The 17,435-nt window shown below is 36.7% G+C and carries 12 protein-coding genes; 9 read left to right on the forward strand and 3 right to left on the reverse strand.

The features are described 5' to 3' along the window. From VFS71_RS02495 to VFS71_RS02535, 9 genes are all read left to right on the forward strand, one after another. Positions 1-1,913: FAD-binding and (Fe-S)-binding domain-containing protein (locus tag VFS71_RS02495; RefSeq protein ID WP_326399191.1), on the forward strand; the 1,913-nt coding region annotated here is incomplete at its 5' end. 37 nt (positions 1,914-1,950) lie between these two features. After that, positions 1,951-2,667, forward strand: coding sequence for a (Fe-S)-binding protein (locus tag VFS71_RS02500; RefSeq protein WP_326399192.1), 717 nt, complete (start codon positions 1,951-1,953; stop codon positions 2,665-2,667). A gap of 319 nt (positions 2,668-2,986) precedes the next feature. Next, a complete protein-coding gene (locus VFS71_RS02505) occupies positions 2,987-3,550 on the forward strand; it encodes an RNA polymerase sigma-70 factor (protein WP_326399193.1) in 564 nt (187 codons plus the stop codon). A gap of 213 nt (positions 3,551-3,763) precedes the next feature. Next, positions 3,764-4,933, forward strand: a complete 1,170-nt coding sequence (locus VFS71_RS02510; protein WP_326399194.1) for a FecR family protein — start codon at positions 3,764-3,766, stop codon at positions 4,931-4,933. A gap of 130 nt (positions 4,934-5,063) precedes the next feature. Then, the gene (locus VFS71_RS02515) at positions 5,064-8,333 is read left to right on the forward strand and encodes a SusC/RagA family TonB-linked outer membrane protein (protein WP_326399195.1); all 3,270 of its coding nucleotides are present in this window, start codon (positions 5,064-5,066) and stop codon (positions 8,331-8,333) included. A 9-nt stretch (positions 8,334-8,342) separates the two neighbouring features. Next, entirely contained in the window at positions 8,343-9,836 is a 1,494-nt protein-coding gene (locus tag VFS71_RS02520; RefSeq protein ID WP_326399196.1) for a RagB/SusD family nutrient uptake outer membrane protein, read from the forward strand. Positions 9,837-9,848: 12 nt separating this feature from the next. Then, positions 9,849-10,928, forward strand: coding sequence for a SusE domain-containing protein (locus VFS71_RS02525; protein WP_326399197.1), 1,080 nt, complete (start codon positions 9,849-9,851; stop codon positions 10,926-10,928). A 264-nt stretch (positions 10,929-11,192) separates the two neighbouring features. Continuing rightward, complete coding sequence (locus tag VFS71_RS02530; protein ID WP_326399198.1) at positions 11,193-12,557, forward strand: alpha-amylase family glycosyl hydrolase; 1,365 nt, start codon at positions 11,193-11,195, stop codon at positions 12,555-12,557. 291 nt (positions 12,558-12,848) lie between these two features. Continuing rightward, positions 12,849-14,993 carry a glycoside hydrolase family 97 protein gene (locus VFS71_RS02535; RefSeq protein ID WP_326399199.1) on the forward strand — a complete coding sequence of 715 codons (2,145 nt, stop codon included), beginning with the start codon at positions 12,849-12,851 and terminating at the stop codon, positions 14,991-14,993. 149 nt (positions 14,994-15,142) lie between these two features. Here the strand turns inward: VFS71_RS02535 and VFS71_RS02540 are convergent, their stop codons facing one another. The 3 genes from VFS71_RS02540 to VFS71_RS02550 form a co-directional block, all read right to left on the reverse strand. Then, positions 15,143-15,910, reverse strand: a complete 768-nt coding sequence (locus tag VFS71_RS02540; protein WP_326399200.1) for an SDR family NAD(P)-dependent oxidoreductase — start codon at positions 15,908-15,910, stop codon at positions 15,143-15,145. 101 nt (positions 15,911-16,011) lie between these two features. Next, on the reverse strand, positions 16,012-16,941 hold the full coding sequence (locus VFS71_RS02545) for a helix-turn-helix transcriptional regulator (RefSeq protein WP_326399201.1): 930 nt from the start codon (positions 16,939-16,941) through the stop codon (positions 16,012-16,014). A gap of 86 nt (positions 16,942-17,027) precedes the next feature. After that, positions 17,028-17,435 (reverse strand): DUF4919 domain-containing protein (locus tag VFS71_RS02550; protein WP_326399202.1); only part of this gene is annotated, 408 nt, incomplete at its 5' end.

A 17,435-nucleotide genomic window follows, 5' to 3' on the forward strand; every position in this document is an offset into this window, starting at 1 on the left:
TTGACATTGCTTTGACTTTTAGGGCTGCAGGAACCAGTTTGTCGGGCCAAGCCATTACGGATTCGGTTTTGGTGGTTGCGACGCACGGCTGGAAAGATTTTGAGCTCTTGGATAACAATCAAAAAGTAAAACTCGAACCTGGTATTATTGGAGCTAGAGCCAATATTTTTCTGGCACCGCATGGCTTGAAGATTGGACCTGATCCGGCCTCTATTGGCACTTGCATGATTGGCGGTATAGTGGCCAATAATGCCAGCGGAATGTGTTGCGGCACAGCGCAAAACTCATATCAAACCATAGCCGATATTAGAATTATATTGCATGACGGAACTATTCTAGACACTGCAGATTCACAAAGTATTACAGCTTTCAAGAAAAGTCAATCTGCTTTAATTCAAGAAATTGAAAGTTTAAGAGATACAATCAAAAGCGACGAAACACTTTATAACCAAATAAAAAATAAATTCAAGATAAAAAATACAACCGGTTATAGCATCAATGCTTTAGTCGATTATCAAGATCCTATAGACATCATCAAGCATTTAATGGTGGGATCTGAAGGAACTTTGGCTTTTATTTCGAATGTGACTTTCAAAACTGTTATAGACGAAAAATATAAATCTTGTTCTTTGATCTTCTTCCATACAATTCAAGATGCATGTAATGCTACCATTTTACTGAAATCAAGTCCTGTTGCAGCAGTAGAATTATTGGACAGAGAATCCATTCGATCTGTCGAAAATGACGATGATGCCCCCGATTATTTCAAAACTTTACCCGAATCGGCTTGTGCTTTATTGGTGGAATGCCGAGACAATGATTTGGTTGTTTTAAAACAAAAACAAGAACAAATTAGATTGCAAATTCAATCCATTCCGACTTATACAGACTATGAATTTACGAGTGATCCAAAACAATATTATTTTAATTGGAAAGCCCGAAAAGGGTTGTTGCCAACAGTTGGCGGACTGCGAAAAAACGGAACAACGGTAATCATAGAAGACGTTGCTTTCCCTTTATCACAACTGGCCGATGCTTGTTTGGAATTGAAAAATTTGTTTAAAAAATTTGAATACCACGATGCGGTTTTATTTGGCCATGCCTTGGAAGGAAATCTGCATTTTGTTTTTTCTCAAGACTTCTCGAACCAAGCCGAAGTGGATCGTTACGAAAAATTAATGTCCGAATTGGCTATTTTGGTGGTCGATCGCTTTAACGGGTCTTTGAAAGCCGAACACGGAACGGGTCGGAACATGGCTCCTTTTGTGGAAAAAGAATGGGGAGCTACTGCTTATGAAATCATGAAACGCATCAAAAAGATTTTTGACCCTAATAATAAAATAAATCCAGACGTATTAATCAATCCCGACCCCAAAGCACATCTCAAAAATTTAAAACCGCTTCCCGAATGCAACGACATTGTTGACAAATGTATGGAGTGTGGTTTTTGTGAACCTCATTGCGTATCCGAAGGATTAACTTTGTCACCTCGTCAACGTATTGTGATTGCTAGAGAAATAAGTAGATTGGAAAGTACAAATGAAGATCCACAACGATTGGCAGACATCCGAAAAGATGTTACCTATCAGCTGGATGAAACCTGTGCCACAGACGGGCTTTGTGCCTTGGCGTGTCCCGTGCATATCGATACCGGAAAATTTGTAAAAACCTGGCGTGCCGCCCAATTGGATTCGGGCAATAAAAAAGTAGCTGCATACATTGGATCACACATGGCAGGAACCACTTCGATTATGAGAACTGGATTGAAAATTGTTTCCTTTTTTCACGCCATTCTTGGAACTACCATCATGACAGCATTATCCAATGTCTCCCATTTTATCACCTTTGGAAAAGTTCCGAAATGGATTCCAGAAATACCAAAAGGCGCCAATAAAATTAACGCAAAAAATTAACCGCAGATTCACAGATTATTTTTTTAATTAAAAAGCAATGAATACAACCGCTGATTTAAAAGTCGTTTACTTTCCTTCTTGCATTAACAGAAGCATGGGGAAAAATCGTTTTCAAGACTCTGATGATCTTCAATTGACCGAACTGACACATCAATTATTGGTTCGTGCCGGGTTTACTATAATCTATCCCGAATCGATGGATAACCATTGTTGTGGTATGCCTTTTTCGAGCAAAGGTTTTGCTGAAGCTAATCACTTACAATCCGAAGCATTGGAAACAGCTCTTTTGAAAGCTTCGGAAAACGGAAAATATACCGTTTTGTATGACATGAGTCCGTGTTTTTACCATTCGAAAGAAGAGTTTTCCAAAACACTAAAAATTGTAGATCCCATCGAATTTATGTTGGATTACGTGATGCCACAATTGGTTGTAAAAAACAAAAAAGATACAGTAGCGGTTTTCCCTGTTTGCTCTGTTAAAAAAATTGGAAAAACAGAACAATTGGTTGCTTTGTCTAAAATGTGTGCCGATAAAGTTACCCTTATTGATAGCAATTGTTGTGGTTTTGCCGGAGACAGAGGTTTCCTTATTCCTGAATTGAATGAACACGGATTGCGTGAATTAAAAGCACAAATTCCTACCAATTGTAGTGAAGGTTACTCCACCAGTAGAACCTGCGAAATTGGTCTGGAAAAAATGAGTGGCATTGATTTTAAATCTATTTTTTATTTGATTGAAGAAGTGACACGATAAAAATTCACAGTCATTATTTTTTAAAAAAACTATTAACAAATTCAAGATTCATTAAGAAACAATAGCAAAATAGTTAATTCTCTATGAATCTTATTAGTTTAATAACAAATCAAACAGTTTTTCTAATAGATACCTAAAACACTGTAAACATTATCTTTAAACCTTTTTGCCTTTTTCACAAAAATCAAAAAACACATTTTTATTAAAATGTTGTTGCGAATAATATTTTTATATATTTGCTTATTATTAAAGCTTATGCCTGCTTTAAATTAAGAATATCCTTATTATAATCCCAAAAAATTAAAGGGTTACTAAATCAATGTCAACAACAAAAGACCATAGCGAACAATTGTTGGTAAGTGAACTCAAAAATAGTAACGAAAAAGCTTTTCGTAAACTATATGATTTCTATTACCAAGACATCTATGGCTATAGCATAAGTCTGTTGAAATCAAAAGAACTTGCAGAGGAAAATGTACAAGATGTTTTTTTGAAGATTTGGTTGCATCGAGAAAATTTAAATCTGGAACAATCATTCAAATCCTATCTTTTTACCATTGCCAGAAACCAAGCTTTTAATCTTTTGAATAAAGCTGCAAATGATGTGCTGTTGAAAGAGGAAGTTTTTTACACCAGTGAGAAATCACATGTAGAAGGAGATTATTCCATTCGCGAAGCAGATTGCAAAAAACTAAAAAAGCAGGCCATAAAACAACTTCCACCCAAACGAAAGCGTATTTTTAAAATGTCAAGAAAAGAGGGCAAAACATACGAAGAAATAAGTCAAGAACTAGGAATTTCGGTCAATACCGTCAAGAATCAAATGAGCAAAGCACTCGAATCCATGCGAGTCTTTTTTCAGGTTCATGATGAATTCACCTAAATTTAAATTCCATTTGCACCACAATCACTCCTTGCGAGTGATTTTTTTTGCTTTTAATTCAAAAGGTTTTTTATTTATAATATATTGAAAATCAGTATATTAATTTATTTTTAATGTTTTATTATGTTAAAATTAAAAAATTTACAACGTTTGAGTAGTAGTCAACTGCCTTTCAACTGTATTATATAAAGAGTTAACAAAAAACTATTCACGATGAATGAAAATTCGGAAATAAAAAAATTACTTCATAAGTTTATTTTAAACCAATGCACCGCTGACGAAACGGATGAAGTGATTGACTATTGTAGAAAAAACAACCTCACCTCCGATTTCCCAACCGTTGAAGAGGTAAAAGCCTTATTGGGCGAAACTCCAGAAATGGATAAAAATACTGCTGACCAAATTTTCTCCAAGATTTTAGTTCAAGCCCAAGAGACTAAAGAAATGGAAGTGGAACCAAGAAAATTCCCTTTCAAGAAATACATAGCTATCGCCGCCTCTGTTGTTGTCTTGTTATCAATTGGTCTTACCTACAAAAACAGTGTTACCGTACCAAAAAGCAATCCTGTCATCAACAGTAATGAAATCACCTTACAACTGGAAAATGGAGAAATTCAAGTTATTTCAGAAGGCAAAAAAAGTCAGGTTACTGATGCTAATGGAAATGTTGTCGGAAACCAAAACGGAAACAAAATTGCTTACGATACAGAAACATCTATAGAAAAGCTGGTATACAATACTTTGAAAATACCGAATGGTAAAAGATTTGAATTGCAATTGTCCGATGGAACCATTGTACATTTAAATTCAGGTACTACTTTAAAATATCCTGTAAAATTCATTGCTGGTCAGAACAGACAAGTTTTTCTTGATGGAGAAGCCTTTTTTGATGTTGCAAAAGATAAAAAACATCCTTTTGTTGTCAATGCCGATAAATTGAATATTCGTGTTTTAGGAACTCACTTTAATGTTTCCAGTTATCCGGAAGATGATTTAACCGATGTTGTTCTGGTAGAAGGTTCAGTAGGAATGTATACTGCGAACGAAGAATTTAATGCTGATAAAAACACCATTCTAAAACCAGGCTACAAGGGAAGTTTCAATAGAAACAATAACCATATCAATACCAAAGAAGTCAACACTGATATGTATACCTCTTGGATGAATGGAGGATTAATGTTTCGTGATATGAGCTTTAAAAATATCTGTAAAAAACTGGAAAGACGCTATGATGTCACCATCATAATTAAAAATAACAAATTGGCTGATGAAAAATTCAATGCCAGTTTTGGAGACAAACCTATAGAAAAAGTATTGACTTACTTCGAAGACGTGTATGGCTTCGAATATACAACCAAAAACAAAGTAATAACTATTAAATAACCCTTAAAAACCAAATGAAAAATGATGAATTGAATATTATGGAATAAAAAAATCGGAAAGAGCTGCGAACAATTTCCGATTGAATAAGTGATTGAACCTAACAGATTAAATACAATCAATTAACAAAATTATGAAAAAAAAATCAAAGAATGACGGAATGCAATTTTCGTTGTTCAAAATTGACCTGAAATTGAAACTAACTACACTTTTACTTTTAGTAGCCATTTTTAATTCCCGAGCCGACTCTTATGCCCAAAAAACAAAAGTTAGCCTAGAATTAAACAATACCACTGTGGAAAAGGTTATTGAAACCATTGAACAAAAAACAGACTTCAAATTTATTTACAAATTAGACGATATCGATTTAGATCGTGTGGTGTCTATTCACGTAAAAAACCAGAACATAACGGTCGTATTGGATTATCTTTTTAAAGGTGTTCCAACTGAGATTATAGTCAGGGACACCCAAATTATGCTCAAAAAGCCTACTTTCACTATACCCGAAATTTTGCCCTTCCTCCAGCAAACTGCAAAAGGAAAAGTGGTTGACGAGAATCGAATGCCAATGGCTGGTGCTACCGTTACTGAGCAAAATACAAAAAACAGTGTAGTGACGGGCTTCGACGGGAGTTTTGAAATTACTGTCCAAAGCAATTCAGCTATGCTGGTTGTTACCTATATGGGCTATGTCACAAAAGTGTTTTTGGCCAATCAGCCAAATCCTACAATACAACTAGAGCCTGAAACCACAAGCCTAAAAGAAGTGGTTTTAGTTGGATATGGTTCAATGTCCAAAAAAGACATTACAGGTGCTGTGTCATCTATCTCTGCAAAAAACATGAATCAAGGTGCAATTGTAAACCCTTTGCAACTGATTTCAGGCAAAATGGCTGGTGTAAATATCAACCAAATAGGAAGCGAACCTGGATCTACGCCAAGCATTAGAATTCGAGGATTAACTTCATTAATTGGAGGAAGTGATCCATTAGTAGTTATTGATGGTGTACAAGGAAACCTTGATTTATTAAACCAAATACCACCTAGTGAAATTGCTTCTATAGATGTATTGAAAGATGCTTCGGCATCTGCAGTATATGGATCTAGAGGTGCTGCTGGAGTAATTCTTGTAAGTACAAAAAAGAGTAAAGAAGGGAAAACAACTGTAGAATACACTGGAACAACCGCAGTAGATTACATTCCAAATCCTCTTGATGTACTTAACGCTGACCAATGGTGGCAACAAGCCCAATTGGTAGGTGTGCCTGCTTCGGCAAATCACGGTTCAAGTACCGATTGGTTTGATATTTTAACCCAAAGAGGACTTACTCAAACCCATGCTTTGGCCTTTGGAGGCGGTACTGATAAATTTAATTATAGAGCTTCCATTAGTGCAATTTTACAGGAAGGTGTAGTAATTAATTCAAAAAGTGATAAATACATCGGACGTATCCAAGCCACTCAACTCGCGATGGATGATAAATTAAAATTGACTTTTAATTTGAATAGCGGAATTATCAATACTACTAATAGTATGGCAACCATCGGAACACCTGCTTTTACTTCAAATTTGATCACGAACTCTTATTTTGTAAGCCCCACCAATCCCATTTTCAACACAGATGGCACGTATTTTTCAGACCCAAATGTGTTCCATTATTTAAATCCGTATGCTGCTGCAGAAACTACTACCAGTGAAGGTGAAAACAACAATTTATTTGGTAGTTTAAAAGCTGATTTTACCATCATAGATGGTGTGACTGCAGGATGGTTTGGAAGCTGGAGAAAAACAAATAATATGTATGGTTTTTATCTTCCGGAAGAATCAACAGATGCGAATGCGATTGACCAAAAAGGTTTTGCCAATATCAAAAATGAAAAACAAAACGAAAGGTTAATGGACATCAGTATTAACTATAAAAAAACATTGGGTAACCATACCCTTGATGTATTGGCTTTGTATGAATGGCAAAATCAAACCTATCAAGGCAACTATGCTCAAGCAAGAGGTTTTATAAATGACATTACCACTTATAATGCACTGCAATTAGGTGATTTTTCGAATACGAAACCAGGTGATATTAGTTCTTATAAAAATGACAGAACATTAATCTCGTTTTTAAGTCGTATAAACTACACCTATTTAAACCGCTATCTACTTACTGCCAGTTTAAGAAAGGATGGTTCTTCGGTATTTGGAGAAAATAATAAATGGGGAGATTTCCCATCCGTATCTTTGGGATGGTCAATTGATAAAGAATCTTTTATGGCCAATCAAACCCTCTTTAACGAATTGAAATTACGTGGAGGATACGGAGAAACTGGTAATCAACAAGGTCTGGAACCACAAAAATCACTTTCTTTAGTGGGAGGTTCAGGTGTTACTTATTTTGGAGGTTCCCAAATCACTAACTATGGTATCATTCAAAATGCCAACCCAGATTTGAAATGGGAAAGCAAAAAACAAACCAATATCGGTCTTGATTTTGCCATTTTGGAAAATAAACTTAGAGGTTCTATTGATGCCTATACGGCTACTACTGATAATTTATTGTTTAATTACACTGTTCCACAGCCTCCATATCCATTCAATACCGTTATGGCCAATGTGGGCAGTATTTTAAATGAGGGGATAGAAACAACTTTAAGTTATGATTTAATCCGTAACGAAAACACGACGCTTACTTTGACAGGGAATGTTTCTTTCATGAGAAATGAGGTTTTAAACTTAAGCGGAAGCATCGATGGAGTACCGCTAAACACAGATTATGTAGGATGGGGCGCACCAAATGCTTACTTGGTAAAAGGAAAACCAGTAGGAGCCTTTTATATGCTAGAACATACAGGTAAAGATAACGCAAACGCCGAAACCGTACTAGATCGCGACGGAAATGGAATTATTGACCAAGGAGCAACAAGCCCTGATAGAGCTTACGAAGGATCTGCCTTGCCTACTTATACATTTGCTTTCAATCCTACTTTCAGATATAAAAACCTTGACGCATCAATGCTTTGGAGAGGTTCAGGTGGAAATAAAATCTACAACAGTTTAAACAAAAGTTTAAGTTACCAAGAAAGCATCGGTAAATCAAATGTATTGGAAAGCTCTATTCCATTGGGATTATATACTACTCAATACGTTTCCGATTTATGGCTGGAAGATGGTGATTTTATACGATTTGAAAATATAACTGTAGGCTATAATTTTCTTTTCAAAGAAGTTAAATACATTGAATCACTTCGTCTTACCCTTACCGGTAATAACTTACTGTTACTTACTGATTATTCGGGAATGGATCCAGAAATCAATTTGAGCGGAACTGGAGATAACTTTGGTAATGATAAAGGAATCTACCCCCGTACCAGAAGTTTTGGTTTAGGTTTAAGTGTTAAATTTAAATAGTAAAAGAAAATGAAAATAAAAAATATAGTATTGATAGGAAGTTTATGCCTCTTATCATTTGCAAGCTGCACCAATTTAGATGAAAATGTCTATGATAAATACCCTACCGAGGATTTTTACGGTTCACCTCAAGGCGCCGATGTTGCCCTAGCTGGTGTTTACGCTCAAATTGGAGGTAACTGGGGAGGTGTTGGATATGCCGGTGCCGATAATGGTTGGTATGACTTAAATTCAATGAGTAGTGATGAGCAAGTAATTCCGCATAGAAATACGGGAGACTGGCAATTGGATTTTGCCCAATTGTTCAAACACGAATGGTTACCAACAAGTTTTATTGTGGGCAACACTTGGAACTGGTTATACAAATCTGTATTTAATGCCAACCTAGCGGTAGATCTATTGGAAAAATCAAATGCAGATGCTTCAAAAATTGCCGAAGCCAAAGTATTGAGAGCCTTTTTCTATTATTTATTGATCGACGATTACGGAGATGTTCCTTTCTTTACCAAAAATGATATTACGGTAGATAAAATTCCACAAGCGAGTCGTAAAGTTGTTTATGATTTTATCGTTAAGGAATTAAACGATAATGTAGAATTGCTATCGGGCACCAAAGGAGGAAACTACTATGGTCGTTTCAACAAATGGGCAGGTTATACATTATTGGCCAAAGTATATTTGAATGCAGGAGTTTATACTGGAACCCCAAAATGGGCTGAATGTCTTGCTGTTTGTGAAAAATTAAATCAAGCAGGTTATTCTCTTCATTCCGGAAGCGCCAATGCTTCTAGTCCATTGGGTAATAAATATTATGAATTGTTTGGGGATGTACTTCCGGATGATGAAACTATATTATCCATTTATACTACTGTTGATGTGGTTTCCCGTAATATTTTTACGGTTCGTAGCCTTAGCGGATCCCATGCTTATGCTTTATTTGGATACAATGGATGGAACGGAACTGTTGTTCCAAAAGATTATTTCCTGAAATACGAAGATACCGATATTCGTAAAAAACAATATCTGATAGGAGAACAACCAGGAGGCGTAAATTATACTCTTGAAATAGGTTCATTGGATAATCCTGGAGCGCCACCACAAGCGGGTGTTCGCAACACTAAGTTTTTCCCAGCAGGATTAAATACTGGTGGTGGAGCTTCTAATGATTTTCCGATTTTCAGATACGCCGATATTATGCTGATGACTGCCGAATGTCAGGTTCGTCTTGGCAATGCAGGAGCTGCAAAACCATTTGTAGATGCCATTAGACAACGTGCAGGACTTAGTGTTCTTGCAGCAAATCCGACTCTTAATGATATCTATGATGAAAGAGGATTTGAGTTGAGCTGGGAAGGACACAGAAGACAAGACATGATTCGTTTTGATACCTTTTTATTGCCAAATGAATTTAGAGGTGCTTCACAATCGTTTAGAAAATTGTTCCCGATTCCTACTGCTGCACTTGATGCAAATCCAGGTTTAAAACAAAATCCAGGTTACTAAAAAAGAACTCACATGAAAAAAAATATATACAAGTTACTCGTACTTTGCGCTGTTGCTCTCTTTGGCGCATCCTGTGAAGAGTCTGCCGAACTAACCACTTTACAGGAAGTTAGCTTTCCTTCGGCTGTACAGGCTTCAACAAATACTATAATAATTTCTGATGATAATGCATCCGAATCTGTAGTTGCTATTTCTTGGCCTGCTGTCGTTTATCCTATTCAAGCTCCTGTTACCTATGCTTTACAATTTGATATTCCCGCAAACACTTCTGGAGAAAAAGCCTGGAGTACCGCCATCCGTGTTGTGGTAGGAGAAGATGTTTTGAGTAAATCATTTTTAGGAACAGAACTTAATAAAATGGCCATCAAACTGGGTTTACCTATTGATGTTGCCGGAAAAATTGCTGTTCGAGTAGAATCCTATATGGATCATACCATTTATTCTGATCCCATTGTTTTAAACGTTACCCCGTATGAAAAAGCTGTCGTTACTGGTGACATATTCATGCCTGGAAGTTATCAAGGTTGGAACGTTGATACTGCTGCGGCCTTTCCTGCCATCAGCGCAGGAATCTTTCAGGGATATGTTACCATTCCTGCTGCAGCTGGTTTGGGATTCAAATTAAATCAAGAAAGAAATTGGGCTCAATTTTATGGAGCAGGAGCTTCTAATTTTGATTTAAAAAACATGAGCGACACTGATTTCCAAATGCCAGGAGAAGGTTCATATCAAATGACCATAAATCTAAATACCCTAAAATGGAGTTCCATTCCTTATGCTTGGGGAATTGTTGGTGATGCAACGGTAGGAAGCTGGGATAACAGTACACCGATGTCCTACGATCATGTAAATAAGGTTTGGAAAGTTACAGCCAACTTAGTTCCTGGAAATGTAAAATTCAGACTTAACAATACTTGGACGATAAACTACGGTGCAAAAAATAATGACGAAGGAATAATGTACTTAGACAATCAAGGTGCCCATTACGTTGGAGAAGCTGGCACTTATGAAATCACATTTACCATAAATGATGTCAATCCGGCTCTTAATGGCTATCCTGCAACTGCTACTTATTCCGTTACAAAACTCTAATAAATAGATATTCGTTTCAAAATAAAAATGGTTTAATTAATTAGTTGATTTAAAAGCATCCCTCTTTATCAAAGAAGGAGGGATGTAACCATTTCTAAGCTGAATCTTATTATTATTAAAAAATAAAACAAATGAAATCGCCATAATAGTAGTTGTCGCAATTGAAAATCATCGAATACAAAAACAAAATAGTGACCGATGAGATAAACACCAATGAAGATCTGGCGATACCATATTCCATTAAAAAACAAATATTAACTACGTATGAAACTATATATAAACATCGTTTTTGCACTTATCTTTTCTTCAGTATTGGCATCCTGCAGTACATCGGATAATGAGTCAACACCGGCTCCGGCTTATCCACAATATGGAACAAGGTTTGAAAAAATGCCCAAAAAAGAGGATGCCGTAATTTATCAAGTAAACCTTCGTGCTTTTAGTGAGGCAGGGAAATTAAAAGGTGTTCAGGAAAAGCTAACTTATATCCAAGAACTTGGTGTTAACGTTATTTATCTAATGCCGATTTATCCTATAGGTGCCGTAAAATCAGTAAATTCTCCATATTGTGTTAAGGATTATAAAGCAGTAAGTACTGAATTTGGAACACTGGAAGACTTACGCACTTTGGTAGATGAGGCTCATAAAAAAAACATAGGAGTAATATTGGACTGGGTTGCAAACCATACTTCTTGGGACAATGCTTGGATAACCGCTCACCCAGATTGGTATCAAAAAGATGATAAAGGAAATATTGCTTCCCCTCCAGGATTTAATGATGTAGCCCAATTGGATTACACCAATACTGAAATGAAAAAAGAAATGATTGATGCCATGTCGTATTGGGTTTACACCGCAAACATTGACGGTTTCCGTTGTGATTATGCTGATAATGTACCTCAAAATTTTTGGACGGATGCCAATACTTCTTTACGAAAAATTAAAAACCAAAACTTCCTAATGCTTGCTGAGGGATCAAAAGTGACTCATTTTGTTGCTGGTTTTGATTATACTTTTGGCTTTGGTTACTTTGGTGCTTTGAAAAAAGTATTCAGCGAAGGAAAACCTGCGACTTCTATACAAGATGCGAATGCCGCTGAATATGCTACCAATTATGACAACTCACAACGAATTGTAAGATACACTTCAAATCATGACGTTAATTTATCTGATGGTACACCACTAGAATTATTTGGTGGTAAACAAGGATCTATTGCTACTTTTGTAGTAGCGGCATATATGAAATCGGTACCAATGATTTACAATGCTCAAGAAGTTGGTTATGCAAAAAGAATCGATTATTTCTCTCATGTTCCTATCGATTGGAGTACTGTCGATTTGGATATGCTAGCAGAATACAAGAAGATTATTGCTTTCAGAAATTCTAGCGATGCAATAAAAAGAGGAACTTTTAAAGGATATAGCAGTGATGCCGTAAGTGCATTCTCTATGGAAACCAATACCGAAAAAGTGTTAGTTCTTTCCAACTTGACAAGTTCTGCGGTTAAGTATATTGTTCCTGCTCCACTTTCAAAAATAGCTTGGAAAGATGCTTTTGGAGGAGCTTCAGTAACCCTAACTTCCGAAATCACCTTACAACCGTATCAATATATGGTATTGAAAAATTAGCCCGCAATTAGTTTTCTTATAGTTATTATTGTTATAACTATATATAATTCTGTCCAATCAAGCTCCTCCTTTCCAGACGAAAATCCAGATCGAAAAGGAGCTGAATTGAGACAATTTCCACCCTTATAATCTTACTGTAAAGCCACAAAGGCATCAAAAATTTAATTCATATAGCTTTTTGTTTACAATTAATTGTATGGTTTGTTTAAATTTTTAATACTTCGAAACTATTTGCCTTTGTGCGTCTTTGCTTTAATTTTTAAAAACCAAAAAAAAATGATTTTTAAACCTATGAAAAACCTTCTCCATGCGTTATTTCTCTTAATTTGCTTTGCTCCATTTTTGGTACAGGCGCAAGAAATAAATTCACCCAATAAAAATCTTGTCCTCAAATTTGAGCTTGCCGCAAATGGGGTTCCCTCCTACCAATTGTCCTACAAGGGAAAACCGGTAATCAAGCCCAGCACTTTGGGACTCGAGATCAAAGACGCCCCTTCGTTTATGGACGGTTTTGCCATTACCAACACTGCCCAAAAATCGGTGGATGAATCTTGGAATCCTGTAATGGGTGAGGAAAAAACCATTCGAAATAATTACAACGAATTGATGATTACTTTGGCACAGGCCAAAAATAATAACCGTTACATCCGTATTCGCTTCCGTCTGTTCAACGACGGATTGGGTTTCCGATATGAGTTCCCAAAACAGGACAATTTGAAATATTTTATTATCAAAGAGGAACACACCGAATTTCAATTGGCCGGCAACCACAAAATTTTCTGGATTCCGGGAGATTATGACACCAATGAATATGCCTACACCACTTCAAAAATATCGGAGATTCCTTCGTTGATGAAAAAAGCAACTCCTTTTATCAGTGCGCAACAGCCTATTCAAGGGCTTGCCGTACAGACCCCTTCGATGATGAAATCCGATGATGGATTGTACATCAACATCCATGAAGCTGCATTGATTAATTATCCTGCCATGTCCCTGAATGTGGATGCAACTACTTTCAAAATGAGTAGCCATCTTACTCCAGATACAGTCGGTAATAAAGGATATATGCAAACCGATACCCAAACTCCTTGGAGAACGATTGTCGTAAGCGATAAAGCCACCGAAATACTAGCTTCCAAATTAATCCTAAACCTCAACGAACCCACTAGCTACAAAGATGTTTCTTGGATAAAACCAACGAAATACATCGGGATTTGGTGGGAATATTTCGTGGCGGGGAAAAGTACTTGGGCATACGGAGTGGAAAACAACGTAAAATTAAACCAAGATTTCAGCAAGCTTACGCCAAATGGCAAACATGGAGCAACAACAGAACATGCCAAGGAATATATTGATTTCGCTTCCGCAAATGGTTTTGACGCTATCCTTATCGAAGGTTGGAACATTGGCTGGGAAGACTGGATTGGCAATTGGAAAGAAGAAGTTTTTGATTTTGTGACAGCTTATCCAGATTTTGATGTCAAAGCCGTTCACGAGTACGCTGCCGCAAAAGGGGTAAAGATTATCATGCACCATGAGACTTCAGGAGATGCAACCAATTATGAACGTCGTTTGGATCGAGCTTTTGAGTTCATGAATACCAATGGATATGATGCCGTAAAAACAGGTTACGTGGGACAGATTATTCCGCGAGGTGAACATCATGACGGACAATGGATGGTCAACCATTACATACACGTGGCCGAGCGAGCCGCCGATTATAAAATCATGATTGACAGTCACGAAGCCGTTCGCCCTACCGGATTAAACCGTACCTATCCAAACTGGGTAGCACAAGAATCTGCAAGGGGTACTGAGTTTGAAGCTATGGGAGGACTGAATCCCGAGCACACCACCATTTTGCCTTTTACCCGTTTGATGGGCGGACCAATGGATTATACTCCGGGTATTTTCCAGACGGACCTTACCTATTACAAAACTGGAGGTAACCAACGCGTGAATACCACTTTGGTCAAACAATTGGCGTATTATGTAACCATGTACAGTCCGTTGCAGATGGCTGCCGACATTCCGGACAACTACAATCGTTTTCCGGATGCTTTTCAGTTCATCAAAGACGTGGTCACAGACTGGGACAACAGTTACATCCTCGAAGCTGAACCTGGAGATTATATCACTATAGCTCGCAAAGCAAAAGGTAAAAATGCTTGGTTCGTGGGTGGAATCACCGACGAAAATGCAAGAACAGCAACCATTCCTTTTGATTACCTGCCTGCAGGAAAAAATTACATCGCCACGATTTATGCCGATGCCGAAGATGCTAGCTGGAACCTAAAACCGCAAAGTTACACTGTTTCTAAAGTCATTGTGACGCCAAAAACCGTTTTGAAACAATACATCGCCCCAGGGGGTGGAGTTGCCATCAGCATCAAGGAAGCGACAAATGCCGATATGAAAGGATTGAAGAAAATGTAAAAATTGCAACAACCGAATCTGTAACTTGAATCTTCGGTAATACGACTGCTGCAAGTGTAAATACTTCGGATTGAGTTACAGTCGTTGCAACTTGAAACAAAAAAGAAGCTTTTTAAGCTTCTTTTTTGTTTTTAAAACGATAACCCAAGTTACAAATTCATTCCTCCCGAAACTTCAATGCGTTGACCATTTACCCATTTGGCATCATCGGTACATAAAAAAGCAACTACACTTCCAATATCATCGGGCAAACCTACTCTTCCTAATGCGGTTACCGAAGCAATCTGTTGATTTAACTGTTCGTTATCGCGAACTGCTCCTCCACCAAAATCGGTTTCAATAGCGCCAGGCGCAACAATATTCACTCTGATTTTTCTCGCTCCCAATTCTTTTGCCTGATATTTGGTCAATGTTTCCATCGCTCCTTTCATACTCGCATAAGCGGCATATCCCGGAAATGAAAAACGGGTCAATCCTGATGAAATATTCACAATTCCACCGCCATCATTCATAACGTCTAATGCTTTTTGAGTCAGGAAAAAAGGACCTTTGAATTGGATATTAATCAAATTATCAAATTGATCTGCTGTCGTTGTCGAAAAACTTTCGTGAAGGCCAACTCCCGCATTGTTAATCAAAAAGTCGATTCTATCAGTTCCGAATGTGTCTTTCAAAGCAATTTCAACCTTTTGAAAAAACAAATCAAAACTACTTACCTCAGCAACATTCAATTGAATAGCGACTGCTTTTTGCCCCAATTTTTCGATTTCATTTACAACACTGTCCGCTTCTTCCTTTTTACTATTGTAAGTTAGTACAAGATCAAGGCCTTTTTTGGCAAGATTCAGAGCCATGTCTTTTCCTAATCCGCGGCTTCCTCCTGTAACTAATGCTATTTTATTGTTTCTAATTTCCATCTTAAATATTGTTTTAAATTAATAAGACAAAATTAGCTCAGATGTAAAGTTCTGCAGTTGCAAATATCAATCTAGTGTTTGCGAAATTCAAATCAGCATTTTTAAACTCGAAAAGCTATAGGAGTCAACGCAGTTTGTTTTTTGAAAAAATTAGAGAAATGCGCCAACTCTTCAAAACCGAGTGAATAGGCGATTTCCGAAATGTTCCAATCCGTTTCTTTCAATAGAATCTTGGCTTCATGAATCAATCGGTCGCTGATTAATTCGGTGGTGGTCTTCCCTGTATTCTCTTTTAAAACTTTATTAAGGTGATTGACATGAATGGATAAACGTGCTGCAAAATCTTTCGCGGATTTCAATTCCAAGCGTTGTCGAGGCGATTCAATCGGGAATTGTCTTTCGAGTAATTCCACAAATAAGGAAGAAACTCTAGCAGCCGAATTGTGCTTAGAATACAAAGCCGTCACGGGTTGCAGTTTTTGTCCAAAATGAATCAGCTCCGCTACATAGTTCCGAATCAAATCATATTTATACACATAATCCGAATTGATTTCCTGATGTATCTTTTTGAAAATCAAATCAACCGCAATGGCATCAGCTTCCGTCAACTGAAAAACTGGATAGCCATCTGTTTGAAAAATAGGCAGTTTATCCAAGTCGATTCCGCTTTTGTCCTTAGTCAAAAACTCACCAGTAAAAACACAAAAATGACCAGACTGCTGAGTATCTAAAGGAACATAATTATAAGGAATTTTTGGTGTGGCAAATAGAAGTGCATTCTCTTCAATCTCAATTATTCGGTCTGCATACTCTACTCTATTTTTCCCACGTATCAAGCTTATTTTATAATAGGCTCTTCTGTCATAAGGCATAAAAGACTTTTCCTTTAACCTTTCATAAAGTTCTTTGATATTAAAAACATTGAAATGTCCAATTTCTTTTTGGATACCATTAGGCAATAATGAATTCGGTTCCGCACCGGAGTCTCCAGAAATTTCTTGGTAGAACTCTTCTATTGATTTTGATTTCATTGGGAATGAATTTGTAAAAATCAAATATAGTGATTAAAATGAAATTCTATTAAATCTTCCGTTATACAAATTTTTGTGCAACGATTTCATTTTAAATGTTCACTTTCGTTTTCTAACATTTTTTGAATATTAAAATACACCCCATCTATCTTGTACTTTCCTTTTTCAAAAGCTAAATAATCACAATTTCCCACTAAACTTTGGGAAATAGATTCCAATCGAAACATATTCAAAAAAACATATTCATGACTAACCGAGATTACGTGCATCCCCGTTTCACATTTCTCTCCATTTCCAGATGATAATATTGCTTCCAAGATATTCTGAAATCGGTTTGACATTTTTTTGGCGGCAACATTATCCCCTTTTAAATGATAAATATATCCTAGGTAATTCATCTGTCTCAAATCAAACGGAAATAAGCTAATAGAATGCTCTGATAATTTTATTATTTCGTCATAATCCTTTTCGTATATTGAATCACTAGTGAAATA

It is taken from the genome of Flavobacterium sp. (assembly GCF_035760125.1).
In the GTDB taxonomy this organism is placed as follows: Bacteria; Bacteroidota; Bacteroidia; order Flavobacteriales; family Flavobacteriaceae; genus Flavobacterium.